The following is a 25,405-nucleotide window of genomic DNA, read 5'->3' as shown; positions in this document are numbered from 1 at the left end:
GTTGCAATGTTGTATTAAAGAGGCTACAAGTTATAGGAATAAACTCATTTGTTTACTTTAAGCGGATCATTTTTACCATTAAAGAGAAAATGGTATGCTTCGCCGGAAGTTAGTATGCGCATTTCGCCGGGCTGCAGGGCATCAATGCTACACTTTTCTATGCGGTAGCGAATCAATCGCAAGGTGGGAAATCCAACTGCCGCTGTCATCTTTCTTACCTGCCTGTTCTTACCTTCTGTAAGAATCATTTTTATCCAGCTGGTGGGTATGTTTTTTCTAAAGCGGATAGGTGGATTTCTATCAGGTACAACAGGTGCAGTTTTAAACGGAGCCACCTTGCATTTTTTTGTACGGTACATCTTTCCATCCACATTGATGTCGACGCCCATTTGTAAATCATGCATCGCTTCATCCGTTATTGCTCCATCTACCTGCACCCAATATTCCCGTTCGTGTGCAAAGGATGGATTGAGTAATTGATGATTGAGTTTTTTATCATTGGTAAGTACAAGCAAACCCTCACTGTCGTAATCCAGTCTTCCTGCTGAATACACATCATTGGGTACTTCAAAATAATCAGCGAGTGTTTGTTTACCATCACCAGATGTAAATTGCGATAACACATTAAACGGTTTGTAAACGATGCAGTAATATTCCAACAGAAAGAAAATTATAGATGAATAAAATTGAACAATGAGCAGTAAAATAAACCCGGCTGAATGTGTTGTAAAAATAATAAAGCCCGACGTTTAATAGCCAGGCTTTGTTATATTAATGGGTTAGTAAGTACCAGGAAATAAATTTCCTTACACAATATTAAAAAGAATTTATTCTATCTGAAAAATTATTTTAATAAATTTTATGCACATTTTATTTTGAGCTGTGGATAAGGGCTGCATGTTTTAGCGCATCTTACAAAACGATGAGAGCAAAATGGAAGCAGTCAATTTTATTTTTGATGTGCATTGAAAAATAGCAGTTCGCTGAAAGTATTGATTTTACAGGTATTTCAGCGATTTGTAGTTTATGTAATCAGGTGCGGTGATAAATTATATCAGCACCATTGCGGTTTTTATTTTGCCATACCGGAACCTCTTGTTATGATTTTTTTGATGAAAAAAAATTTAGAAAAATTTTGACTGCGGCGTGCATTTTTGATGCTTCAATACAAATATTTTGATGCTGCGCTTATAAAACAAAGCAGCCTACCTTTGACAAAAATTTTATTGCATGCAATTCCCTTCTCCTGTTTCTGTACAATGGATAGCCTCCTTCATTGGTGCAGAATTAATTGGTAATGTAAACGGCTCCGCTACCGGCATCAACGAGATACACAATGTTATGGAAGGCGATCTTGTTTTTGTTGATCATCCAAAGTATTATGACAAGTGCATTAACAGCGCTGCAAGCTTTATCATCATCAATAAAACAGCAACGGTGCCTGATGGAAAAGCATTGCTGATTGTAGCGGATCCTTTTGAAGCATACAGTAAAATTGTTGAACATTTTTCACCTTTCAAAGCATCCTTAAAAGCCATCAGCGACAGTGCTATCATAGGTGAAGGAACGGTAATTATGCCAAACTGTTTTGTTGGAAACAATGTGCGCATTGGTAAAAATTGCATCATTCATCCTAATGTTAGTATTTATGATAATTGCATTTTGGGCGATGAAGTAGAGATACATTCCGGCACTGTGATCGGCAGCGACGCCTTCTATTTCAACACCAAAAAAAACAGGGACGTTTGGTACAAAAAAATGAGCAGTTGCGGCATCGTTTTAATTGAAGACAATGTAGAAATTGGAGCCGGTTGTACCATCGATCGGGGTGTGAGTGCAGTCACAAAAATTGGTAAAGGAACCAAGTTTGATAACCTGGTGCATATTGGTCACGATACGGTGATTGGAAAAAACTGTTTGATCGCTGCTCAGGTAGTTGTTGCTGGCTGTGTTATCATTGAAGATGGTGTTACACTTTGGGGACAGGTGGTTGTTAATAAAACATTGACCATTGGAGCCAATGCGGTACTGCTGGGTACATCAGGAGTAACACATAGCCTGGAGGGTAACAAAACTTATTGGGGCACCCCGGCCCAGGATGCAGTTTTAGCCAGGAGGGAACTGGTATGGATCAAAAGAATTCCGCAGCTGTGGGATAAGGTCATGGGTAAATAAGGCTTCAGGCAGAAAGCTTAAAGCAGAAGGCATACTAGACAATTACGTAATAAAGATTATCCATTTTACCGGAATCTATTAATAGAATCTTCTCAAAATAAAAAACGCCTTAACGTCTTATCGGAAAAAAATTACTGCGGTCTGAAATCGTATGGAAGTGCATCGCCTACTTTTTGCCATGTCCAGTAGCCGTTGATCACAATGTCATTCTGATCAAAGAAGTAACCATTCTGCTCTATGCCCAGTGATTGGTCCGGCGCAAAGGTTACAATTGACAATTGAAATTTCCTGGGTGTATCACCGGTGGTTGAAAGGTACAGCGGGTCAGGCGCCTGCTTGTTGTACAACACTGCCAGGTTGGGCTGATTGGGCAGTATTTCTACCACCTGCGTACTGTCATTTTTTGTATAGTTGAGAGCGCCATAAAAATCCTGCACAGGGATGGCGGTTTCTACCTCGTTTGCTTTTGTCACCAACTGAATTTCAAACCCTTCTTCCTTTATTTTTTTATCATGCACGCTGCGCATAAAATGCAGCATTGATCCCTGGTAAGCTTTTAACCGGTTATTGTACCAGTTAATTTTTTGCGCTTCATCTGCAGGCTGCAAATCCTTAAATAATGGATAACCGGAGTAAGTGCTTAACTGTGATGCGTATTCATGTGTAAAAGAGTCCAGCGTATATTTTATAGAATATCCCAAAGCGGTATTTTCAATCTCCAAAGGTTCTGTTGCCAACACCTTTAACTTGTTCTTCTTTTTGTAAAAATAAAAATGAAGGGCCTCTTTATTTTTTATAACGCACTGACTACTGTTGACAGTTTTGCCAATGAAATTTTCTTCAAAAAAACTCCCATACTTTTCCAGCCCGTCTTTTACTTCGTTGCTTGATTTTATCACAACATCTTCCAGTGCTTTTTCTTTGGGTGATATTTCTATCACTATGTTTTTATCCAATGCATCGGAGGTAGTAATGCGCCGGTTGGCTGTTTGGTAACCGGTAAAAGTGATGATCAAATCATACCCGCCATTTAACAGGTGCAAACTGAAGTTTCCTTGCTGATCCGTAGCAGTACCAATGGTTGTGTTTTGTGCGAATACGCTTGCACCCTGCAACGGTAATTTGGTATTGCCATCTATCACCCGGCCGGTAATGATATACTGCTCAAACTGAGCCCGGGTTTGACTGGTAATAAAAACAACACACAATAAAAAGATGATTTTTTTCATACAAAAAGAATTAATCCAACACCATTTTATAAATAACAGAAACGGTATTTTACAAACAAAATTGCCACCGAAAATACATCAACGGTTGTTAAGCTTTTGTTGCAATGCCCTGCTGGTTTCATTGATGGTTGATTCGATGCTACGGTAATTAAATTGAGGCAAAAAGGATTTTAACTTGCTGTTATCATACCGCTCCTGCGACAACGCGGAAGCTGCGGTTTCTTTTGTTAGTAATGGGTCTTTCCCGGTAATCAGGCTTTTAAGTGCCTCCATACGCCAAACCATTTTTGCAATGAGTGGCGTAACTTTCTTATGCGGTTGCTTTTTATGAAAAGCGGTGGCTATTAAATTAAAAATTTCCTGGTAGGTTTTGTTGGCCGCACTTACAATAAAACGCTCGGCTGTTATATTACTGTCCATTAATTGCAGCATGATGGATGCAACGTCCCTGACATCTACAAAGCCGTTGATACCATCCGTATACCAGGGAAATTCATCGTAGGCTGTTTTAAAAATCTGGGAGCTGCCAGATTCCCAGTCTCCTGCACCTAAAATAATAGTGGGGTTAACTACCACAGCATCCAGTCCCTCTGCTATACCACGCCATACTTCGAGCTCGGCCATGTATTTGCTCTGGCCATAACTGCTGGTGCTGTTTTCTTCTGTCCAGGGCATTGTTTCATTGATCATTTCCCCGGCAAATTTTCTTCCCAACGCTGCTACGGAACTTACATACACCATTTTATTTACGCCTGCATTCAATGCAGCATTTACGATATTGGCAGTGCCTTCAATATTTACAGTAAACAATTCTTTTTTACGGCGGGGATTAAACGTAACGATGGCTGCACAATGATATACCTGTGTAATATCCTGCTGCATCAGTTCTTCAAGACCAATCACATCCAAAATATTACAGCGTACCTGTGTTAATAATGTTGAATCAAAAGAAGGCAATGCGGTTTTATTGTAAATCGCTGTTACTCCTTTGCCTTGTGCAAGCAATTGCGTAATTACCTCTTTACCCAATAAACCGCTGCCGCCTGTGACAAGAATCATAATATTTGATATAAGATTGGTCACGAAGATAATCCCAATCTGTGAAAGCTAAAATACCTGTAGCTGCCGCAATTTATTATTACAGTTTAGAAATAAAAACTGCTATGCAACCATATCGATTTTTTTCAAAATCTCAGGCCACATAGCAGCAAACCAAAACCAAATACCAAGATGAAAAATTTCTTTCAGATAATTTTCTAATTTTTTAAAATAGATATAGAAACAGATCAGACCGCAGCCAGATCCTGAGCCTTTAATTTTTTTGAGCTGCCTGTTGTTTTGCTTCCGCTTTCATTTTATCATTGGCAGTAACTGCAAATTCAACGCGGCGGTTACTTGCCCTTCCTGCTTCAGTACTATTATCTGCCTTTGGCTGTGTTTCGCCATACCATTTAATGGTTAACCTGCCTGATGAAATACCCTGCGCTTTTAAATAATCCCCTACAGCGTCAGCCCTTCTTTGTGAAAGGGATAAATTATAGGGAGCAGTACCCACATTGTCGGTATGCCCTTCAATTAGAATATTAGTTTCAGGATACTGGTTAAATATCTTTACGAGTTTACCCAATGCCAGTTTTGAATTGTCTGTAATATTATATTGATTGGTAGCAAAAAAAACACCCGCTGCCGAACCATCCGGATTTTTTTCATCGAAGGTTACATTGATACCTTCTTCTACCCTGCTTACCTGTGCCCCAGGTACTTCATTCTTTATTGCGTCTGCCTGCCTGTCCATTTTGTCACCAATCAAGCCACCAGCGACGCCGCCTACTACGGCTCCAATAAGTGCACCCAACACAGTATTGCTTTTCTTACCAACATTGTTTCCAATGATGCCACCAACAGCAGCCCCACTTGCAGCACCAACGGTGGCCCCCTTTTGTTTGTTGTTCATTTTCCTGGTGGTTTTGCAGGCTGGCAAAACAAAAATAGTTGCCGCCAGACACAGCAAAAAATACCCTTTTAACTTACACATAGTCGTTTATTTTAAAACTTATTTTTTTACAAAATTGTATACATATACTGCAGGCTTTCCCTCAAATGTTATGTGTGATTTCAGCTGCATGCTATTATCAGTTAAACCTGAGATATCCAGCCGGAAACCATCACCATTATCCATCGGATTTCGTTTATCATCGAGTCTCTTAAATTGAAATTGTTTTGCCGCGTCTTTTGGTTCGTAAATGGACCATTTTATCAAACGCTGTACAGCACTGCATTCCGAGCCGCTCGAATTAATATTGTAAATACCTGTGCCATTATTAGAAACAAAATTCCAGGAACTACCCACGAAGCAATTAAAGGATGCTTCATTAAAAACAGTGGCTTTCACTTTTCCTTCAATACCTTCTGTAGTAATGGTTTCCAGCATCCAGGTACCATCTATCTTATGTTTCATATCTCTAGCCTCTTTTGAAGCGGAGCAGGAATAAAGCAAGACAAGCACCAGGAAGGCAGTAACATATTTTTGTATATTTCTCATACAATAGTTTAATTGTTTTTTTGAGAAAGGCAATTTGGATGCCACAAAAAATGTCAGTTAGCAGGCTTCAATAAAAGAATAAGCAAAATGTATTTGAGGAACATATTCTACAAAGGGAAATTGTATGCTATATGCCGTAGCCAGATAAAATTAAAAGTCAGGCAACTTATTATCAATGTGATATATTTACCATGTTGCATTAAAAAAAGCTACCGCTTTTATTAAGGTAGCTTCAATACTATTTTTTAAAAAATTAAATGGTTAAATCAGATTAACCGGATAGCGTCATACCCCGCGTCAACAGCTGCAAAAAGGTATTGCGTACAAGTGAGTGACACAACGATGGCGCTATAAAAAACTATTGCCGGCAAAAATCAGGCAATTTCTATACTGCACTGGTAAACTGTTTTAAAAACCGCACATCATTTTCACTGAACAACCGCAGATCTTTTATCTGGTATTTCAGCATGGTAATTCTTTCAACGCCCATACCAAAAGCAAAGCCGGTGTATTTATTGGAATCGATGCCGCAGTTATCCAGCAAATTGGGATGCACCATGCCACAACCCAATATTTCTACCCAACCTGTATGTTTGCAAACGCTGCAACCCGGGCCACCACAAATGAGGCAGCTGATGTCCATCTCGGCACTGGGCTCCGTAAAAGGAAAATAGCTTGGCCTGAAACGAATCTTCACTTCTTTGCCAAACATTTCCTGCACGAAAAAATACAGGGTTTGTTTAAGGTCGGCGAAAGAAACATTTTCGGCAATGTACAAACCTTCTACCTGGTGAAAAAAGCAATGCGCCCGGGCACTGATTGTTTCGTTGCGGTACACACGGCCTGGACAAATAATGCGGATCGGCAATTTACCCTTTTCCATCTCTCTTACCTGTACGCTGGATGTATGTGTACGCAGCAACCAGTCTGGGTTTTGGCTGATGTAAAAAGTATCCTGCATGTCACGTGCCGGGTGATTTTCGGGTAAGTTAAGTGCGGTAAAATTATGCCAGTCATCTTCTATTTCGGGGCCTTCTGCAACGGCGAAACCAAGGCGTTGAAAAATAGATACCATGCGGTTGCGCACGAGGCTGATTGGATGACGGCTGCCCAATGGCAAAGGATCTGCCGGCAGGGAAAGATCCAGTTCATCCGCAGCGGCTTTTCCGTTGCTGTTTTCAGCACCTTTCAATGCTTCATATTTCGCTTCTGCAAAAACTTTAAATTCATTCATTACCTGGCCGAAAGACTTTTTATTTTCCGGCGCCACATTTCTCATTTCGCCCATCAGTTCTTTCACCAGTCCTTTGGTGCCAAGGTATTTGATACGAAAAGCTTCCGCCGTTTCTCCGTCAGATGCTGTAAAATTGCTGATCTCTGTTTTGTATTGATCAATCTTCAATAATAAATTATCCATAGTGCAAAAATAAGGAAATAGCTGCAAGCGGATAAGTGGCAAGTACAAAGTATATAGTATCAACTTTGAAGACAAAGCAGGTAGCTGTACTTGCCACGCCGCAACTAGCTCATTATTGCCTATTTACTATTGCCTGGTGACTGTGACCTATCGACCATCAACTATGGACTATCGACTTACAACTGAGAACTATTTAATAAGTTTGCTGCAAATTATAAAACGGATGTACGACCTGCACGATTTTTTACAACCCATCAATATTTACAGTTTAAACGATGACAAGGGATATAACGATGGCCAGCTGGCTAAACATATACTGATTAATGAAGGTGAAATACCTAACCTGGAAACAGCTGATATTGTGCTGGTGGGCGTGGGAGAATCCAGGGGCAGCGGCGTTTTTGATGCATGTAACGATGCGCCGGACGCCATTCGCAAACAACTTTTTCAACTGCATTACTGGCATAAAGATGTAATAATTGCAGATGTGGGCAATATTAAAACCGGTGCCAGCCTCAGCGACAGTTATGCCGCCATCACCACCGTACTGGCCGAGTTATTGGCGCTTAACAAAACGGTGGTACTCCTCGGCGGATCGCACGATGTTACCCTGGCGCAATATTTTGCCTACCGCAAACTGCAAAAAATAACAGAAGCCACCTGCATAGACGCCACCATTGATTTACGCGGGGAAAGTGCTTTAAGAAGTGAAAATTTTTTACTCGAAATGCTCACCGGCGAACCCAACCTGGTAAAGCATTATAACCACATTGGTTTTCAAAGTTACCTGGTGCACCCGCACATGCTGGAAACAATGGACAAGCTGCGCTTTGATTGTTACCGCGTTGGTAAAGTAAAAGACAGCATGGAAGAAATGGAACCGGTGATCCGTAATACCAACCTGCTCAGCTTCGATATCAACGCCATTAAAAACAGCGACGCACCGGCCAACGAATGCAGTCCCAACGGCTTCAGCGGCGAAGAAGCGTGTACGCTTACCCGTTATGCCGGCATGAGTTCGGCACTCACCAGTTTCGGCATTTACGGCTACCAGCCCAGGTCAGATATCCATGATTTAACCGCCAAGCAAATTGCACAAATGTTATGGTATTTTATTGATGGCAAAAGCCGCAGTAAACAGGAAGCGTTGCTGGAAGACAGTGCCAGCTTCAATGAATTTCATACCGTGTTTGCAGAAGTTGATACGCGCTTTTTACAAAGTCGTAAAACCGGCCGCTGGTGGATGCAGTTGCCCGATAAAAGCATCATCGCCTGCAGTTACAGCGATTATATAAATGCCAGCCGAAACGAAATTCCCGAGCGCTGGTTAAGAACCCAGGAAAGAAATTAGTAAAGCCATTGACTAAATAATACATGAAGATGGATCAGAATAAAAACAATACCAGCATCAATTTTCATGGCGGCATCGTTGTGTCACAATCCTTTCATCCGCATACCTGTGTGCATCTTCAGCCCACGGATGCAAGTGTACACACTCACTGCAAATCATTTTTTCATTTAATATTTTTTGCAGGTATATCGCTTTTTTTATTTTCCTGTTCTGTTACCAAACAAATTAACAAACAGGCTACAACAATTTTATTCAATGATACCATTGTCGGCTCCGGTTTCACCGGCATCAGCATATACGAACCTTCAACAGGAAAATATTGGTACAATCATGATGCAACAAAAAACTTTGTGCCGGCGAGCAATGTAAAATTATTCAGCCTGTACGCCGGTTTAAAATACCTCGGCGATAGTTTAACCGGGCTGCGTTACCAGCAAACGGACAGTGGGCTAATCATCTATCCAACAGGCGACCCCAGTTTTTTACATCCTGATTTTAAACAACAACCGGTGTTTGATTTTCTAAAAAAGAGCAACAACATAATGTATTGCACGCAATATTTTACAGAGTCGCTTGGTGCGGGCTGGGCATGGGATGATTACAATAATAGCTACATGGTACAACGAAGTGAATTTCCTATATATGGCAATTTGGCAAGGATATCTTTAGTAAACGGTAAACTTAGCATCATACCAAAAAAAATACCTCTGGAAATACAAAAAGGATTTGAAAAATATGGAGATAGTATTGAATACTCTTTCTTCCGCAAATGGGATAGCAATGAAATTTATTCTTCGATAGTCTCGCTACATCCAACAAAAAATATTTATGAAATTCCGCTTGAAACTAATTATAATGAATCGACAGTTTTTTTGTCAGACACTTTGCAAATGAATATTAGTTTGAAAGGTAATCTTGCGAGTGATTCAATTGCTAACAATGATAATAGATTACAATTAATTCATTCGCAACCTGCAGACTCGCTCTTTGCCCCCATGATGCACAACAGTGATAATTTTTTTGCAGAGCAAACTTTATTAATGGCCAGCAACGAACACCTCGGCTACATGAGCGATGATGCCATTATTAACACGCTGCTGAAGACAGATTTAAAAGACATACCGCAACAACCGAAATGGGTGGATGGCAGCGGCTTAAGCCGGTATAATTTATTTAGTCCGCAGGCGATGGTGTATATCTTGGATAAGATGCAAACGGAGTTTGGTATAAGCAGGTTAAAAACAATTCTGCCCACCGGCGGTACCGGAACTTTAAAACGGTATTACCTGAAAGACGCCGGCTACATCTTCGCAAAAACCGGCAGCTTAAGCAATGTGATTGCATTAAGCGGTTTCCTGTTTACTAAAAAAGGCAAACAAATTATCTTCTCTGTTTTGGTAAATAATTTCCAGGGAAGTGCTACCAGGGTGCGGCGTGCAGTTGAAGAATATATCGAAGGCATCAGGGAAAAATACTGAGGATAACACACGGATTACAAAACACAAATTCCACGAATTGATACAACATGTTGTATCAATTCGTGGAATTTGTATAAAAAATTTTTGTACAAGTTTCGTTATGCTCTTACATAAAACTATCCGCTTCGCGGTAAGCTTTTATCAACGCAAGTTCTCCTTCTTTTCCTTTACCGGCCGTGCCATGCTCCATGCCTAAAATACCTTTGTAGCCTTTGCCATAAATGTGTTTAAAAATATTTTTATAATTCATTTCGCCGGTGCCTGGTTCATTGCGATGAGGGTTGTCGCCAATCTGGAAATAACCTATTTCATCATACACCAAATCCATCGTAGGAATAATGTGACCCTGGTTGCGTTGTACATGATACATATCGTATAATATTTTACAACTTGGGCTGCCCACCGCTTTACAAATGGCATATGCCTGGTCTGGCGTGCGCAAAAACAAATTGGGATTATCGCTCAATGGTTCCAGCACCATGATAATACCAGCCGGTTCTAAAATGGCAGTTCCTTTTTTTACCGCTTCAATTACATTACCCGTTTGTACTCCAATAGGCAGATCACGTACAAAATCACCTGGTACAACTGTTACCAGTTTACTGTTAATGCGTTTGGCAATTTCCACGGCCTTCTTACACGAAGCAACAAATTTTTCTACCTGGTCGGCTTTGCCCGATGCCAGCATATTACTATCATTACCAAGACCCGGTTGCACAAACACACCCATACCCATACCGAGTTTCGCCAACAGATCACCGATCTTTTTCTGTTCGTCATCTGAGCGGCCGCTCATGCCATTGTCTTCTATCGATCTGAATCCTGCATCGTAAGCAAATTTTATCTGATCTAAAAAATTTCCGCCCGCATGGCTTTCAAACATACCGTCATGAATGCCATAATTCAAATTAAAAGGCTTATCGCTGTTAGCTGCTGGTACATTATTGTTGTCGGCAAGTGCGTTAACAGATGTAGTTAGCAAGGCCCCGCCCGCCAGTAGCGATTGCTGCATAAATTTTCTTCTTTGCATGATTTTGTTTTTTGTGGCTTAAATTTACCAACATTCATTTACAAAAAATTAAATATTGTTTTTAAGGATATTGATTGCCGCCATTTTGTTGTGCAATTCATTGCAAATTGTTGCACAACAAAAAAGATTCTCCTTTACCGAATCTAAAATGGGTTCGCCGTTTGCCATTATTTTTTACTGCAGCGACAGTGCCGAAGCCAGCCGGATTGCAAAGCAAAGTTTTGCACTTACAGATAGCTTTGTTGCCATTTTCAGTGATTATATTGATAGCAGCGAATTGTCAAGACTGAGTGCTTCTGCCGCGGCCAATGCATTGCCGGTAAAGGTTTCCCCAGCCATGTGGGATATTTTACTGCAGTCAAAAAAGGCGTATGAAAAAAGCGGTGGTGCATTTGATATTACCATCGGGCCATTATCCAAATTATGGCGCAAAGCAAGAAAAGCAAGACAGTTCCCTGATAAAGATTCGGTAATAAAAACAAAACAACTGGTTGGTTTTAATAAAATCATTTTCGACACTATCCATCAACAGGTAAGTTTAACACAAGCTGGCATGCGACTGGATTTGGGGGGTATTGCACAAGGATACATTGCACAGAAAGTAATGGATTATTTAGCTACGCAAAATATACAACAGGCCCTTGTAAATGTAAGTGGTGATATTGCTGTAAGCGGAGCACCACCAGCGTCTGATGGCTGGACGGTTGGCATCAACATTCCTGAAGAAGCAGATGAATTATTGCCACGCAAATTGCAATTGCATCACAAAGCAGTTACTACTTCCGGTGATATTTACCAGTTTATTGAACATGGTGGAAAAAGATATTCCCATATCATTGATCCACGGACAGGATACGGCTTAACCTCTCAGCGAAACGTCACGGTAATAGCGAATGACTGTACCAGTGCCGACTGGCTGGCAACAGCATGCAGTATTCTCTCCATAAAAAAAGCAAAAAAATTAGCCGCACAGTTTGGTGCCGCGATGCTGATTGGCGAAAACAAAAAAGGCAAGCTGCGCTTTTATTCTACCAAAAATTTTAATACAAATTATAAATAGCTCCAATTTTAAGTTGCAAAAAAGACCCTGTACAAAAAGCTGTTGTATGAAATTTGAAACGCAATCGTTCCAATTCTATTTGTTACGGTTTATTGCGTAACTTCCCGCCTAAAATTTTTTAGTACGATTGTGAAGAAATTACTTATCCTCTTATTTACATCCGTTACCTGCCAGTTGGCCGCAGCACAGGATTCAGTCAAATTATTTGTCACCTACAAATTCAGTATACCCGGATCAACCCTGCAATGCAAGATGGTACCTATAGAATCGGGTAATTTTTTAATGGGTAGTCCGGCAACAGAAAAAGAACGCATGGCCGATGAAGGACCACAGCGCAGGGTGAGCGTAAGTGCTTTCTGGATGGGCGCTTATGAAGTTACGCGGGATGAGTTTGATGTTTTTTATAAAGACGAAACCACCAGTGAAAATTCTGCGGTAGATGCCGTTACAAGACCGAGCCCGCAATACATTGATCTTAGCTGGGGAATGGGTAAAGAAGGCGGCTATCCTGTAAACAGCATGTCGCAGTTTGCAGCGCTGATGTACTGCAAATGGCTGTACACCAAAACCGGTGTTTTTTATCGCCTGCCAACAGAAGCCGAATGGGAATATGCCTGCCGTGCAGGAAGTACCACCAGTTATTATTTTGGCAATGATGAAAAGCAACTGGATAATTATGCCTGGTACGAAAAAAACAGCAATGGCAAATTTCAAAAAGTCGGAATGAAACTTCCCAACGCATGGGGATTGTATGACATGCTGGGCAATGTGTGCGAATGGACGCTGGACCATTATGACAGCAAGCGACTGGAACATTTACCAGACAACACAACTGATCCCGTGGTAGAACCCAATACGTCAAAATATCCGAAAGTACTAAAGGGTGGAGGGTTTGCAGACGAAGCCGGCCAGTTAAGAAGTGCTACCCGCTATAAATCAGATGCCATATGGAACAGGCGTGATCCGCAGATTCCGAAAAGCAAATGGTGGCTTACCGATGCATCTGCGATTGGATTCCGCATTGTTTGTCCGCTGGAACAGCCGACACCTGCCAAAGCACTTGAGTTCTATAAAACATATATCGGAAGATAGTATGATGTTGGATGGCTGATGTCGGACTTTTTTCAGCTTCGGAGAGCAACAGAATAACTATATATTATGCAATATCGAAAATCACTTGCGTTAATAAATGTGTTTTTGGGGTTGTTTGATAAGGTCGAAAGTTGCAACGGTGATGTTTGCTGAAATTTTTGTATTGGATGTTCGACCGGGAAGCCAGCGACGCCATGAAAAAATAAAGTTGAACGGTGCGACGCCAATGCGGTTGCCATGAAAAACAACTGCTGGTTCAATGACTATTAAAACAGTTTGACAATTGAATTAATTCTTAAAAACAATAAACCAGATCAATTATGAACAACGATGCTTCTAAACTTACCAACCCCGGCCGCAGGGAATTTTTGCGCCAGGGAACACTACTGGCCGGTGGCTTGATGGCTGCTCCCCTTTTATCTCACGCCAACTATTTTTCAGGTGCAGACGGTGTTATTAAAATCGCCATGGTTGGCTGCGGTGGTCGCGGTACCGGTGCGGCTACACAGGCTTTGCTGAGCAAACAAAATGTAAAGCTGGTTGCTATGGCCGATGCTTTCCGTGATAATTTAGATGCCTGTTATAAACAACTTACCAGTGACGACATTGCTGAATCAACCAATGGCCGTGGTAATTTAAAAGGTAAAGTAGATGTACCGGAAGAAAATAAATTTACCGGCTTTGATGCCTACAAACATGCTATCGCTTTGGCTGATGTGGTGATACTGGCAACTCCTCCCGGCTTTCGCCCAATACATTTTGAAGAAGCGGTTAAACAAGGCAAACATATTTTTATGGAGAAGCCGGTAGCTACTGACCCTGCGGGTATTCAGCGGGTATTGGCCGCAGCGGCGATTGCAAAAGAAAAAAAATTAAACGTAGTGGTTGGTCTGCAAAGACACTATCAAAACAGCTACCGCGAATTGTATAAGCGCAAGGACATGATTGGTGATATCACTTCTGCGCAAGCCTGGTGGAACAATGATGGTGTGTGGGTGCGTCCACGTAAATACAACCAGACAGAAATGGAATACCAGATGCGCAACTGGTATTATTTTAACTGGCTTTGCGGCGATCATATCAACGAACAGCACATCCATAATATTGATGTGATCAACTGGTTTAAAGGCGGCTATCCAGTGAAGGCGCAAGGTATGGGCGGAAGACAGGTGCGCAAGGGTAAAGACCATGGTGAAATCTTTGATCATCACTATGTAGAATTTACTTATGCAGATGGAAGTATTTTAAACAGCCAGTGCCGGCACATCCCAGGCACTATGAGCAGGGTAGATGAGTTGCTGATAGGTACCAAAGGAAAGATACATGCCGGTGATGCCAACATCATCGATCACAAGGGAAAGGTGTTGTACCAGTTTGATAAAACAAAAGAAGAAAACGCTTACCAGACAGAGCACGACGAGCTGTTTGCCGCTATTGCAAAAGGCGAATACAAATTTGCTGATGCAGAAAATGGCGCCAAGAGTACCATGACATCTATACTGGGTCGTATGGCTACTTACAGCGGACAAATCATTGAGTGGGACAAAGCCATCAATTGCGGACTGGACCTGCATCCTAAAGAATATGCATGGGATGCTTTACCACCATTGGTACCAGATGCAGACGGACATTATCCAATTGCAGTACCGGGTGTAACGAAATACTTTTAGTAGTTATACTGGTTAATATTTTAAATGAATTGCCGGCAGATGTTAACAACATTTTGCCGGCAATTCTATTTTTCAGCACTGCTAATTTGAAAGGTCAGGTTTGTCTGGGGGGTCGCAAATTTATATGCAAATGTCGGTGTAAATAGCGGGCTTTAATTTACTAAGCGCATGGCTGGCAAAAGTGGATGAATCGCTTTTGCCGGCCATTTTTTATGTGGCCTATTTTTTATTTCAAAAAAATATTACAGTATCGTGTAACAAATTTATCAGCCATGCATCCAATGTATGTAAACAACGGAAAGGCCAAGTACGTATCCTTAAAAAAGTAAATTAAACAACGATGAAAAAATTATTGATCATTGCAATATTGAGTTTGGTATTATTTGACAGCAATGCACAACAACATAGATCATTTTCTGTCACTGTCACCGGCAAGGGACAACCGGTAATATTGATACCGGGGTTTAGCTGCAGCGGCGACGTTTGGAAAGAAACGGTGGATCATTTAAAGGGCAAATTTCAATGTCATGTGCTTACGCTGGCGGGTTATGCCGGTACTGCAGCTATTAATTCGCCCGGATTAAAAATAGTGAGGGATGAGTTGATACAATATGTACAACAACAGCACCTCAATAAGCCAATTGTGATTGGTCACAGCCTGGGTTCTTTTATGGGTTTGTGGATTAGCAGTACTGCACCGTGGCTTTTTGGCAAACTGGTTTGTGTAGATGGCATGCCTTTTTATTCAGCATTGAATGATCCTAACGCCAATGCCGATTCATTAAAGAATAATCCATCGTTGAATGAGGCCGCAGTCATCAAAAGCTTTGACAGGCAGGATGATCCCGGATTTGTTGATATGGCTGCGAAGGCGCTTGCATGGCAGGTGGCTGATACGGTAAGGGCAAGACAAATCGCCACCTGGCAATACCGCAGCAACAAGCGCACGCTTGGCGTAACTTTAATTGAACTGGCTACAACAGATCTTCGGAAAGATATTGCCCGTATTACATCACCGGTTTTGGTGCTGGGTAGTATTTACTTTACAAAAGAAAAAAGCTACGAGCTGATCGGGCAGCAGTTTAAAAATCTACCTTCAGCAACCATACACGTGGCGGATAGCAAACATTTTATTATGTACGATCAGCCGAAATGGTTTTACCATGAGCTGGATGCTTTTTTGAATTGATGCTGCTGAATTATTTTGCTGTCGCGATAAAGAGCATGCACTGGCGTCATTTGTTCAATAAAGATTTGTGGTACAAGAGTCCGACGCCAATAAAGCATCATAGCAGCACTTATGCCTGGCCAAAAATATTTACAGCAAAAGAAAAATTATATTTCAATCATTTGAATCAACAGATATTTTTAACCGCATGAATCAGCAAGACGAATTTACAAGGCTGTACAATGAATATGGCGAAGGCATAAAAAAATTATGTCTTGGTTATACAGGCGATGCGGTGCTGGCGCAGGATCTGCTGCAGGAAACTTTTATTGCTGTATGGAATAACATGCAACAGTTCAGGGCCGATGCCAAATGGAGTACCTGGATTTACCGCATTGCTGTCAATACCTGTCTTACACACCTGCGGAAAAAGACGGCCACGATGGTGGATATTGAAAACACTTCGCTGGCGATGCTGCCGGATGAGATTAACACAAAAGAACAGGAAGTACAATTGTTATACAAATGCATCAGCCAGTTGCCCGAAACGGAACGTGTAATTATTACGCTGGTGCTGGAAGACAAACCTTATGAAGAGATCGCTTCTATCACCGGTATCACGGAAGCTAACCTCCGGGTAAAAATTCACCGCATTAAAAAACAACTCACTCAAATTTATAACAGCCATGCAGGACTTTGATTCATTAAAAAATATGTGGCAGCAGCCTACCAAAAGTGGCGAAGTCAACAAAGAAATACTGAATAGTATCACCAATACAAAAACAACAAAAATGAAATTGCAAAAACCTCAATTACATGGTGCGATAGCGCTTACCATTACAGCTATTTTAATTGCATGCCTTGCCCTGTTCGGCAATTTTAATTTTATACACTGGTATACTTACGGCGGCATGGTGTTGATCTGTATGATTTGCCTGGTGCAGGCGGGCTTTATGTATGCCACTTATAAAAAAATAAAAGCCATTGATGATACAGTTGAACCATCTGCTCACCTGCAACAATGGGAAGCCTATTATGACCTGAGAAAAAAACAAAATCGTTGGAACATGCCGGTGTATTATGTACTGCTGAATGTAGCCATGGCAATCTATATGATAGAAATATTTACGGGAAGGCCGGTTGTGAATGTGCTTATTTTTATCGGCGTATATGCTGCCTGGATGTTGTTTGCTTATTTTTATCTTGGCAGAAAAAATTTAAGAAGAGAAGATAACCGGTTGCAGGGAATTATTGATGAGCTGCGGGGAATTGTGGGTCAGCTGAATGCAGAGGAGAATAAAGCATAATTGAATATTCTTTTGTAATGTGCATTGACTAAATGGTTTTGTCGCAATGTTAATCTACTTAAAGCTTGGTTTCAAGGAATAAAGAGCTTAAATAAAATTTTGTAACTTGCAAATAACAAAATTTACAACATGGCACGAATTGCGGGGATAGCGACAAAAAAAAATAACAGAGGTGAAATTACCCATGTTACAATTGATGTTCAGAAACACCGGGCATTGATAACACCCATGCTATATGAATTAGGCGTGATAGAAAAAACAACGTTTCAACAAGAATGTGAATCAGCAATTCCTTTAGAAGATTTTAGAAAAAAAATGCATAAAAGAATAAAAACCGCATGGCAAAAATAATCATTCTTCCAGCCCTGGAAGACAAGTTATTTGACCTTGTTTTTATTCTGCATGATAAAGCCAATTTTGGATTTGTAGAAACCGCCATTGCTTACGTAGACAACATCATCGATTATATTCATACGATTCCAAGACGCAAGCATAAACAAACAAAAAATAATAAATACGGATCTTACTACTGCAGCTACAAAGTAAATGCTGCAACAACCTGGTTTATATGTTTTGATGTTGACGAGGATGTTTACCTCATAAAAAATATCACCAATAATCATACTGAAGATTATACACTAATAATATAAAAGGCCTGCTGCATTTAAGCAACAGGCCTTTGTAAATTACAAATCTACTCCCCAACAATTTCATCTTTTCGCTTCCTGAATTTCCGCGGATCGTTCCCATCCATCTGCACAATGGCAGGATAAAATTTACCCAACACATCCACCAATGTTGTCTGGCTTTGCATTACTTCGTTGATATCCTTGTAGGCGAAGGGCGCTTCATCCAGTCCGCCACCGATTAATTTTACACCATGCTCTTTCAGCTCTTTTTTCAAGGCTTCATGGGTGATGTTGGCGAGCGCTTTGCTCCGGCTCATTTTTCTTCCGGCGCCGTGAGAAGCTGAATTTAAAGAAGCTGTTTCTCCTTTACCTTTTACAATAAATCCCGGCGCCGTCATGCTGCCTGGAATAATTCCCAGCACATCTTTACCTGCCGGCGTAGCGCCTTTGCGATGCACAATCACTTCCTTTCCTTCCAACATTTCTTTCCATGCAAAGTTGTGGTGGTTCTCAACTGTAGCCAGTGCTTGTTCACCAATCGCTTTGGCAATTTTTTCGTGAATGGTATGGTGACAGGCACTTGCATAATCACCGGCCAGATTCATCGCCAGCCAATATTCCATGCCCTCTTCTGAGTCCAGGTCTAACCAAGCCAAATGCTTTGCCACTTTTGGCAACACTGTTTTTTCCATGGCAATTTGTGTGTAATGATTAGCAATGGAAGCGCCCATACCACGGCTTCCGCTATGGCTTAACAGGCCAACATAATTTCCAACTGCTAAACCCATTGGGTTTTCGGCATCACTAATTTCTACTTTACCAAACTCCACAAAATGATTACCACTACCGCTGGAACCCAATTGTTTTAGTGCCTTGTGTTGTAAACCATTCAAGAAAGCGATCTCGCTAAATTCTTTCCGGTCGATTACTTCATGGTCCCTGCTGTCGCTGAATTCCCGGCCTGCACCAAAGAGTGTATGCGCCACCAATTCTCTTTGAAAATATGCTTCTCTTTTTTTCAGTTCCTCCGGATCGATAGCGAAAATACTCAGGCACATTCTGCACCCGATATCTACACCCACCGCATAAGGAATAATGACATTGTCTGTTGCCAGCACACCGCCAATCGGCAGACCATATCCCTGGTGTGCGTCGGGCATTAAAGCACCGGCGACAGCCACGGGTAATTTAGCAGCGATTCGCATTTGCGCTAAAGCGCCCTCTTCAATGTGCTTGGCACCGAAGACATTATACGCAACGCCGTTTTCATTCAAAGGAATTTCTATTGCTTCTTCTTCTACTACTACCATTAATTTCTCTGCAATTTTAGACAACACTTCATCTGCGAGGTAATTTTCCGGCGCAGCTAAAATATCTTTTAATATTGTCAATGCTTCTTCTTCGGTAGCATGTTTAAGGTGTGTACACATGGTATGCATGGCCACACTTACTACCGGCCCTTCTTCGTAGCCGATGGCACGGATTTGTTTTCCGGTTAATTTTAATTTGCTCATTTTATTTATTTGCCCGCAGATTCCGCTGAGGGCGCTTATTTTTTTGTTTTATTATTTTTTGATCCCGGCTGATTGCCCTGATTGAATTACAGTGGTGATGCTCCGTTCAATGGCAGAATTAATATGCGGCTTTTATGAAGCGCCAATTAATTCAAAGTCATTGATCAATTCTCTTCATCCCAGGTATCCACCTCTGCGTTTAAAATCGCATTATTCACCAATTAATTTAAACCATCAATTCGGCTATCCTCTAAAACTGATGGCGGCATTGTATGAAGCGGGGCCAGGATTAGAGTATACTCCCGGCATAGCTTCTTTTTAATTCATCAATGCTTCTCTTCTAAACCCCATAACCTGTATGGCAGGTACTGCCACTTCCATATCATCCGGATTGGCAATCTCCGCAATGGTCATTGGCTTATCAATTATTTTATCAAAGCCTAAATGATTGCTCAGCTTCCGCGACTTTTCTACACTCAATTTTCCAAATTCATATTTTGCAATCAACCTGCCTTTGCGCAGCAATGCACTATCCACTGTACTGATTGCGCTGTTGAATGTGCAAATGATCTGTACATTCAGGCAGTCGCTCAGCAAGCCATCGCTGATGTTGAGCAAATTGCTCACGCTGCTATTGTTATTAAAACGTCGGTCCATTATAATGTTTTCTGCATCTTCAATTACCAGCACTGCATTCGGATTGTCAATCAACAAATCAATAAATTCCGGATCCATTAAATTGCCTGCTACGCCCGGAGCGACAAACAACACCTTCTTTTTTAAACCGCCAATCAAATGACGCAGGTAAGTTGTTTTACCTGTACCCGGAAGCCCGTGCAGCAAAATGATGCCTTTGTCGCATTCTTTGGCCAGCCGTTCTTTAATGATGGCGTTTACAGGTTCAAAATCATCATTGTAGTATAAACCGATGTCCAGTGTTGTTGGCTTAATTTCAAGCTGCTTTAAATCAAGCCCGTTGCTGGTATGCGTAATGATATTGATTTCAAAATCTGCCTCCTTCTCCGGCGCCTTATAAGTACAGAAAACTTTTATAAGGTTGTTCGCATAAGGGTAACTGTTATTATCAAACAGTATCTCTGCGTATTCGTTTCCCAGCTCAATCAGTACGCTGCCTTCCAGCTTAAAAATTGTACAACTAAATTCCTGCTGCTCATGTTGCCAGCTGTAATAATTGCGCTGGTAAATGGCCAGCACCTTTCCTGCAAATCCGTTATTGATGTAGGCATACGCCTTCGCAACATCCAGGTTATTGATGAAACTGATGCAGGGCGTTGTATTGTATTCCCTTACATAAAAGGCTTTACACTCTATGTAATTGGTTTCAAAAAAGCCCGGCAATTTTTTGCCTGCCATTTTTTGTCTTATTCGTCTGTATAGTTGCTGTGCATACGCTTCTGCCACCGGAATTACCCAGATCAAAAACCGCACAGCCAATACTGTCATTAAAAGTATCATTGTAATTAATTTTTTTGTTTTATTCTTTCATCTCCATCCGGTGTTCCATTTTCGTTTTTTAATGCACCATTTTATTAGCGCAACTGCTGCTTGCAAAAGCATCCGGCTTGGCTTTAAAAACAAAACCCATTCCCAGTATATAGCCCATGGCTTCTTTCAACGCATCATTACTTTTAAAATTCGGATTGGTATTAATGTCCACATGCACTTCCATATCTACACTATACCGGCTGAAAATATTGCACAACGGATACGCCACTTCAATACTCTTTGCTACTTCCACCAGCATCCGTTCTTTGATGCTCATTTTTTGTGTTTTGGTTTCGTTACGGATGTACATAAAACCTCCTTTCCCTTTACGGATGAAAACGATTACAGTAGCAAACTCAATCTCCTTACTTTTCAATTGGCTATCGGTACCGATACACACTTTCAGCTCATGCCCGCCCGCTTTTTCCCTGGCAATCGCAGCCCTTACTTCCTCTTCAATCGGGATGCGTATTTTAGCTCCATTCAATTTTCTCCATTGCTGTTGATCGCTTTCCATTGTTGCATGTTTTGCCCCCATCCCCTGAAGGGTTGTTAAAAATTTTTGTTTACCAGCAGTTGTTTTTCATGGCATCATCGTTGTGTAACTCACATGTACTACATACCATCATTCATCTTTGCCCACATTTTATTATTGCATCAATACAAGGATTCGATCCTGACAGATAGTGTTGGAAGCTATCATGCTACCGTTACATCATACTGATATTTTATTGCGGACGAAACAGGATTCGAACCTGTACCCTTGCGGCTTCAACGCAGTGCTCTACCGTTGGAGCTATTCGTCCTTTTGTTTGTGACAAATTTTTTGATTGATCCCTGTTTCCTCATTATCGAATTCAACTATCAACAAACAATTATTTTATCGAGTCCTGCGAAAGATTCGAACTTATTCAGCTAACAGCAACGGTTTTACAGACCGCCACGACTCTCCAACTTCGTCGCACGCACAGGATAAAACCGCCCACCCGGTTTTGCGGAGAGTAAAGGATTCGAACCTTTGCACCGACTCAACGATGACGGCTTAGCGGGCCGTTACAATACCACTCTGTCAACTCTCCAACATATTTTGAGGACGAAGAAAGATTCGAACTTTCAACCATCGTCTTAACAAGCCACCGCTCTGCCATTGAGCTATTCATCCATTTGGTAGTTCCGGAAGGATTTGAACCTTCAACCCTCCCGATAAATATCGGGATGCATCTGACCATTGAGCTACGAAACTGTTTTGTGATGACTAAAGGACTTGAACCTTTAACCACTATCGTATCAGGATAGCACTCTGCCAATTGAGTTAAGCCATCAAAATCTTTTGTTGCGGCCACAAGATTCGAACTTGCATATAAGGCTTATGAGACCTTTGAGTTACCGTTACTCTAAACCGCAATTTGTTGTTGGCTCAAAAAGAATCGAACTTTTATCTCTGCGTTCGTAGCGCAGTATTCTTATCCGTTGAACTATGAGCCAGTTTGTGCGGCTTCCGGACTTGAACCGGATACAACCTTCTTATGTTTACCTCTTAGAAACAGAGGAAGAAGATGATGTTACCATTACACTCAACCGCATTATTTTTTAACGTTGGCTCAAACAGGCTCGAACTGTTAACCTGGAACGTATAAGGTTCCTGCTCTAACCATTGAGCTATGAGCCAATTTTAATCTGGTTGTCTCCGGGACTCGAACCTTGTTCTTCACATTCACAGTGTGCTACTTTGCCTGTTAAGCTAGAGACAACTTCTTGTTTTCAATTTGGGTTTGCGGTTCGTACGGGAATCGAACCCGTTTCAACAGATCGACAATCTGTGATGTTAGCCGTTACACCAACGAACCATTGCGACTTAAACGGGAGTCGAGCACCTTCCTTTCAGAAATCTGATGTGCTGGCCGCTACACTATTAAGCCGGTCGCATAAACGATGGTATAACAGACAGGATTCGAACCTGTATCCTCTCCGTTCCAGGCGGAGTATCCAACCAATTGGAATGCTGCTATATTTCTTACCCCTTTAGGGGATGGGGGATTTAAAATAGCGCCCCTATTGCATCTCACAGGGAACGCTACTCCTCCTTTGACATCTCTTTATTTATTTTTTCTTGCCGTTAATTTTTCCAGTTGTGTTATGATCATCCTGAAAATAAAAACGGCCGCGATCATTTTCATTTATTCCTTTTTATAAACCAGCGCCCAACAAAAAGCCCGGTTAGATTTTTTCAATCTGACCGGGCTCGCACGCTAACAGGCTTTTGCCTGTCAGGTTCTTGTATTACACGGTCGTTTATATGTTTCATCATTGCACATGCTTATACCAAAATACAGATGGGTACTATCCATATTCCACTCAAGGCGATTCGGCGATTGATGTAATTTGTTTTTTATCATTCCAATTATTTTTTTGCGGTGATGCGATTATTTTTATGGCATAAAAAAACCCCAACTTTTTGTCGGGGCCATGTTGTAGTCAGTTAGTTTGGTAACTAAGGTGTAATACAATTTGCCCCCGAAAATGAACAATCCGCTAACGGACTGTACCATTTTGTTGTTGCTATATGTTGATTGCGTTGAAACATTTTTTGTTGTTGGTTATAATTTGTTTTGCGTTGCAAAGATGAAATTATTTTTTTCATTCTGCCAAATATTTTTTAAAAATATTTTTATTGCTGCAAAAACAAGGTGGCTGAAACACCTGTAAAATCAATGGTTTCAGGGGAATTAAAAATATTTTTTTGCATCATCGAGGTCTTACCACTGCAGCGATGTAAAAATACCATCGTTAAAAGTAAAATTGTATGTTACAGACATGCATAAAAATTCATTGCGGAAAGAGTGCTAGATCGTTCAAATTATTTTAAGATTATCGGAGTTATTTCTGATTGATTTTGATTGAAGAAAATGGAGCGTTTATTAGGGTGAATTTTAAAAAACTATTTTAGAATATCTTAACCCATTACAAAAAACAGTCAGCACATCCTTGTAAATCCAACGTGATACTTTTGATTTACAAGGATGAAATAAATTGATTAAAAATTTATTCCTTTAATTTCTACTGAGAGAATATACCAATATCCCCATTCTTTATCTTTCTCAAAGTCACATGCCAGTTGAAGGAAAGTGGACTTGCTATCCCCACCAAAACGCCGCCGCAATAATGATGTACAAACCCACCAGGGCAACACCTTCCAGCCAGATAGATTCGCCATCAAAAACAATGAAAGCATTTACTATAACAGCCAACGCCAAAGCGGCTAGTAACAACGGACTTAATACGAAAGACAATACCGCTCCACCCAGGAAGAAGGACATTAAGACAAGCAAGGGAAAAAGCCCCAATGCTACCTGCAGCGAACTGTTTAAAATAACACTTACGGCATAGTCTGCTTTATTTTTATACGCCAGTTGAATGCCTACTAAATTTTCGATAGCATTGCCGGCGATGGCCACTACAACAAGGCCTGCAAAAACATCATTGATGCCGAGTGCTTTCATGGCGGGTTGCAGGGCTTCTACAAACCAGTCGCTCACAAAAGCGGCGCCCACGCCTGCGCCTGCCAATACCACTAACGTAAGCGGCATCGACCAGGAAGCTGCATGCACTTCAACACCGTCAGCAGGTACAATTGTTTTATCCCCTTTGATGGAAAAGGTAAGGCTGGCAACAAACACCAGCAGCAACACAATAGCCACCATTATATTCAGCGTGTTTAAATGTCCTTCGGCACTGGTGTGCAACTCTTTTGTAAGTGTGGGTATTGCCAGCGCTGCAAAGGCCAGCAGCATTAAAGTGGCAATCATTTTAGGGGGTTCCGATTGAAATTTTTGAGTACCGTTTTTTAGTCCGCCGATGAACAACGCTAACCCGAAAACCAGCAATGAATTGCCAAGAATAGAGCCAATCAATGCGGCTTGTACCACTTTATCCAGCCCGGCTCTCAATGCAAAAATGCAGACAAACAATTCAGGCAAATTACCCAATGCAGATTGCAATACACCTGTCGAAGCGGGCCCCATGCGGCTTCCCAGCTGATCGGTAGCATGGCTGACTGTCATTGCCAAAAATACCAGCGCCACCGCAGTAAGTACAAACAGCAACACTGCATTCAGTTCAAACTTAGTAGCAAGCCCGGCTACAATACTCATAATGATAGCGCCGGCAATGGTGATGATATCTTTTTTTGACATAAAAAGGTTGGTTGAAATGAGAAACATTTCAAAATACTAAATAG

At 41.2% G+C, this 25,405-nt stretch carries 22 protein-coding genes and 12 tRNA genes; 11 read left to right on the top strand and 23 right to left on the bottom strand.

Annotated features, from left to right (window positions below; all coding sequences use genetic code 11):
• Positions 1–44: 44 nt before the first annotated feature.
• Positions 45–659, bottom strand: coding sequence for a pseudouridine synthase (locus QWZ08_RS22320; RefSeq protein ID WP_290339793.1), 615 nt, complete (start codon positions 657–659; stop codon positions 45–47).
• 571 nt (positions 660–1,230) lie between these two features.
• On the opposite strand from QWZ08_RS22320, the gene QWZ08_RS22315 reads away from it, so the two are divergent.
• Positions 1,231–2,175 carry a UDP-3-O-(3-hydroxymyristoyl)glucosamine N-acyltransferase gene (locus tag QWZ08_RS22315; protein WP_290339792.1) on the top strand — a complete coding sequence of 315 codons (945 nt, stop codon included), beginning with the start codon at positions 1,231–1,233 and terminating at the stop codon, positions 2,173–2,175.
• A gap of 131 nt (positions 2,176–2,306) precedes the next feature.
• Here the strand turns inward: QWZ08_RS22315 and QWZ08_RS22310 are convergent, their stop codons facing one another.
• From QWZ08_RS22310 to pheS, 5 genes are all read right to left on the bottom strand, one after another.
• On the bottom strand, positions 2,307–3,404 hold the full coding sequence (locus QWZ08_RS22310; protein WP_290339791.1) for a carboxypeptidase-like regulatory domain-containing protein: 1,098 nt from the start codon (positions 3,402–3,404) through the stop codon (positions 2,307–2,309).
• 78 nt (positions 3,405–3,482) lie between these two features.
• The gene (locus tag QWZ08_RS22305) at positions 3,483–4,463 is read right to left on the bottom strand and encodes an NAD-dependent epimerase/dehydratase family protein (RefSeq protein WP_290339790.1); all 981 of its coding nucleotides are present in this window, start codon (positions 4,461–4,463) and stop codon (positions 3,483–3,485) included.
• Between the two features lie 253 nt (positions 4,464–4,716).
• On the bottom strand, positions 4,717–5,439 hold the full coding sequence (locus QWZ08_RS22300; RefSeq protein WP_494337713.1) for a YiaD family glycine zipper/OmpA-like lipoprotein: 723 nt from the start codon (positions 5,437–5,439) through the stop codon (positions 4,717–4,719).
• An 18-nt stretch (positions 5,440–5,457) separates the two neighbouring features.
• Entirely contained in the window at positions 5,458–5,946 is a 489-nt protein-coding gene (locus tag QWZ08_RS22295; RefSeq protein ID WP_290339788.1) for a lipocalin-like domain-containing protein, read from the bottom strand.
• 385 nt (positions 5,947–6,331) lie between these two features.
• Positions 6,332–7,363, bottom strand: coding sequence for a phenylalanine--tRNA ligase subunit alpha (pheS, locus tag QWZ08_RS22290; protein ID WP_290339786.1), 1,032 nt, complete (start codon positions 7,361–7,363; stop codon positions 6,332–6,334).
• 163 nt (positions 7,364–7,526) lie between these two features.
• On the opposite strand from pheS, the gene QWZ08_RS22285 reads away from it, so the two are divergent.
• Both QWZ08_RS22285 and QWZ08_RS22280 read left to right on the top strand, forming a co-directional pair.
• Complete coding sequence (locus QWZ08_RS22285) at positions 7,527–8,714, top strand: formimidoylglutamase (protein ID WP_290339785.1); 1,188 nt, start codon at positions 7,527–7,529, stop codon at positions 8,712–8,714.
• 29 nt (positions 8,715–8,743) lie between these two features.
• The gene (locus QWZ08_RS22280) at positions 8,744–10,192 is read left to right on the top strand and encodes a D-alanyl-D-alanine carboxypeptidase/D-alanyl-D-alanine-endopeptidase (protein ID WP_290339783.1); all 1,449 of its coding nucleotides are present in this window, start codon (positions 8,744–8,746) and stop codon (positions 10,190–10,192) included.
• 106 nt (positions 10,193–10,298) lie between these two features.
• On the opposite strand, the gene QWZ08_RS22275 is transcribed toward QWZ08_RS22280, so the two are convergent.
• Positions 10,299–11,222, bottom strand: a complete 924-nt coding sequence (locus QWZ08_RS22275; protein WP_290339782.1) for a hydroxypyruvate isomerase family protein — start codon at positions 11,220–11,222, stop codon at positions 10,299–10,301.
• A 55-nt stretch (positions 11,223–11,277) separates the two neighbouring features.
• Between QWZ08_RS22275 and QWZ08_RS22270 the strand changes: the two genes are divergently transcribed.
• From QWZ08_RS22270 to QWZ08_RS22235, 8 genes are all read left to right on the top strand, one after another.
• Positions 11,278–12,282 (top strand): FAD:protein FMN transferase, encoded by a 1,005-nt coding sequence (locus QWZ08_RS22270; protein ID WP_290339781.1) that lies wholly within the window; start codon positions 11,278–11,280, stop codon positions 12,280–12,282.
• Positions 12,283–12,411: 129 nt separating this feature from the next.
• Positions 12,412–13,374: a formylglycine-generating enzyme family protein gene (locus QWZ08_RS22265; protein WP_290339780.1), complete on the top strand. Its 963-nt coding sequence runs from the start codon at positions 12,412–12,414 to the stop codon at positions 13,372–13,374.
• Positions 13,375–13,694: 320 nt separating this feature from the next.
• Complete coding sequence (locus tag QWZ08_RS22260) at positions 13,695–15,044, top strand: Gfo/Idh/MocA family protein (RefSeq protein WP_290339779.1); 1,350 nt, start codon at positions 13,695–13,697, stop codon at positions 15,042–15,044.
• 340 nt (positions 15,045–15,384) lie between these two features.
• Positions 15,385–16,233, top strand: coding sequence for an alpha/beta fold hydrolase (locus QWZ08_RS22255; protein WP_290339778.1), 849 nt, complete (start codon positions 15,385–15,387; stop codon positions 16,231–16,233).
• A 187-nt stretch (positions 16,234–16,420) separates the two neighbouring features.
• Positions 16,421–16,912 (top strand): RNA polymerase sigma factor, encoded by a 492-nt coding sequence (locus QWZ08_RS22250; protein WP_290339777.1) that lies wholly within the window; start codon positions 16,421–16,423, stop codon positions 16,910–16,912.
• On the top strand, positions 16,899–17,519 hold the full coding sequence (locus QWZ08_RS22245) for a hypothetical protein (RefSeq protein WP_290339776.1): 621 nt from the start codon (positions 16,899–16,901) through the stop codon (positions 17,517–17,519). Before QWZ08_RS22250 ends, QWZ08_RS22245 begins: the two co-directional genes overlap by 14 nt.
• 129 nt (positions 17,520–17,648) lie before the next feature.
• A complete protein-coding gene (locus QWZ08_RS22240; protein WP_290339775.1) occupies positions 17,649–17,870 on the top strand; it encodes a hypothetical protein in 222 nt (73 codons plus the stop codon).
• Positions 17,858–18,169, top strand: coding sequence for a hypothetical protein (locus QWZ08_RS22235; protein WP_290339774.1), 312 nt, complete (start codon positions 17,858–17,860; stop codon positions 18,167–18,169). The genes QWZ08_RS22240 and QWZ08_RS22235 overlap by 13 nt, the downstream gene beginning before the upstream one ends.
• A 44-nt stretch (positions 18,170–18,213) precedes the next feature.
• Here the strand turns inward: QWZ08_RS22235 and QWZ08_RS22230 are convergent, their stop codons facing one another.
• From QWZ08_RS22230 to cax, 16 genes are all read right to left on the bottom strand, one after another.
• Positions 18,214–19,662, bottom strand: a complete 1,449-nt coding sequence (locus QWZ08_RS22230) for an RtcB family protein (protein ID WP_290339773.1) — start codon at positions 19,660–19,662, stop codon at positions 18,214–18,216.
• Positions 19,663–19,980: 318 nt separating this feature from the next.
• Positions 19,981–21,138, bottom strand: coding sequence for an AAA family ATPase (locus QWZ08_RS22225; RefSeq protein ID WP_290339772.1), 1,158 nt, complete (start codon positions 21,136–21,138; stop codon positions 19,981–19,983).
• Positions 21,139–21,196: 58 nt separating this feature from the next.
• A complete protein-coding gene (locus QWZ08_RS22220; RefSeq protein ID WP_290339771.1) occupies positions 21,197–21,685 on the bottom strand; it encodes a ribonuclease H-like YkuK family protein in 489 nt (162 codons plus the stop codon).
• 217 nt (positions 21,686–21,902) lie between these two features.
• A tRNA-Phe gene (locus tag QWZ08_RS22215) sits at positions 21,903–21,974 on the bottom strand.
• 189 nt (positions 21,975–22,163) lie between these two features.
• Positions 22,164–22,247 (bottom strand) — tRNA-Ser (locus QWZ08_RS22210).
• 11 nt (positions 22,248–22,258) lie between these two features.
• A tRNA-Asn gene (locus tag QWZ08_RS22205) sits at positions 22,259–22,330 on the bottom strand.
• A 3-nt stretch (positions 22,331–22,333) separates the two neighbouring features.
• Positions 22,334–22,411 (bottom strand) — tRNA-Asn (locus QWZ08_RS22200).
• Between the two features lie 6 nt (positions 22,412–22,417).
• Positions 22,418–22,490, bottom strand: a tRNA-Ile gene (locus QWZ08_RS22195).
• Positions 22,491–22,501: 11 nt separating this feature from the next.
• A tRNA-Met gene (locus QWZ08_RS22190) sits at positions 22,502–22,572 on the bottom strand.
• A gap of 8 nt (positions 22,573–22,580) precedes the next feature.
• A tRNA-Arg gene (locus tag QWZ08_RS22185) sits at positions 22,581–22,653 on the bottom strand.
• Between the two features lie 111 nt (positions 22,654–22,764).
• A tRNA-Ile gene (locus QWZ08_RS22180) sits at positions 22,765–22,837 on the bottom strand.
• A 9-nt stretch (positions 22,838–22,846) separates the two neighbouring features.
• A tRNA-His gene (locus QWZ08_RS22175) sits at positions 22,847–22,918 on the bottom strand.
• 25 nt (positions 22,919–22,943) lie between these two features.
• Positions 22,944–23,015, bottom strand: a tRNA-Asp gene (locus QWZ08_RS22170).
• A gap of 4 nt (positions 23,016–23,019) precedes the next feature.
• A tRNA-Gln gene (locus QWZ08_RS22165) sits at positions 23,020–23,087 on the bottom strand.
• Between the two features lie 14 nt (positions 23,088–23,101).
• Positions 23,102–23,177: transfer RNA gene (locus QWZ08_RS22160), tRNA-Pro, on the bottom strand.
• Positions 23,178–24,302: 1,125 nt separating this feature from the next.
• Entirely contained in the window at positions 24,303–25,361 is a 1,059-nt protein-coding gene (gene cax / locus QWZ08_RS22155; protein ID WP_290339770.1) for a calcium/proton exchanger, read from the bottom strand.
• Positions 25,362–25,405 lie beyond the last annotated feature (44 nt).

The sequence above is a fragment of the Ferruginibacter paludis genome (assembly GCF_030409685.1).
Taxonomy (GTDB): domain Bacteria; phylum Bacteroidota; class Bacteroidia; order Chitinophagales; family Chitinophagaceae; genus Ferruginibacter; species Ferruginibacter paludis.
This window is presented reverse-complemented; position numbering and strand designations above follow the sequence as displayed.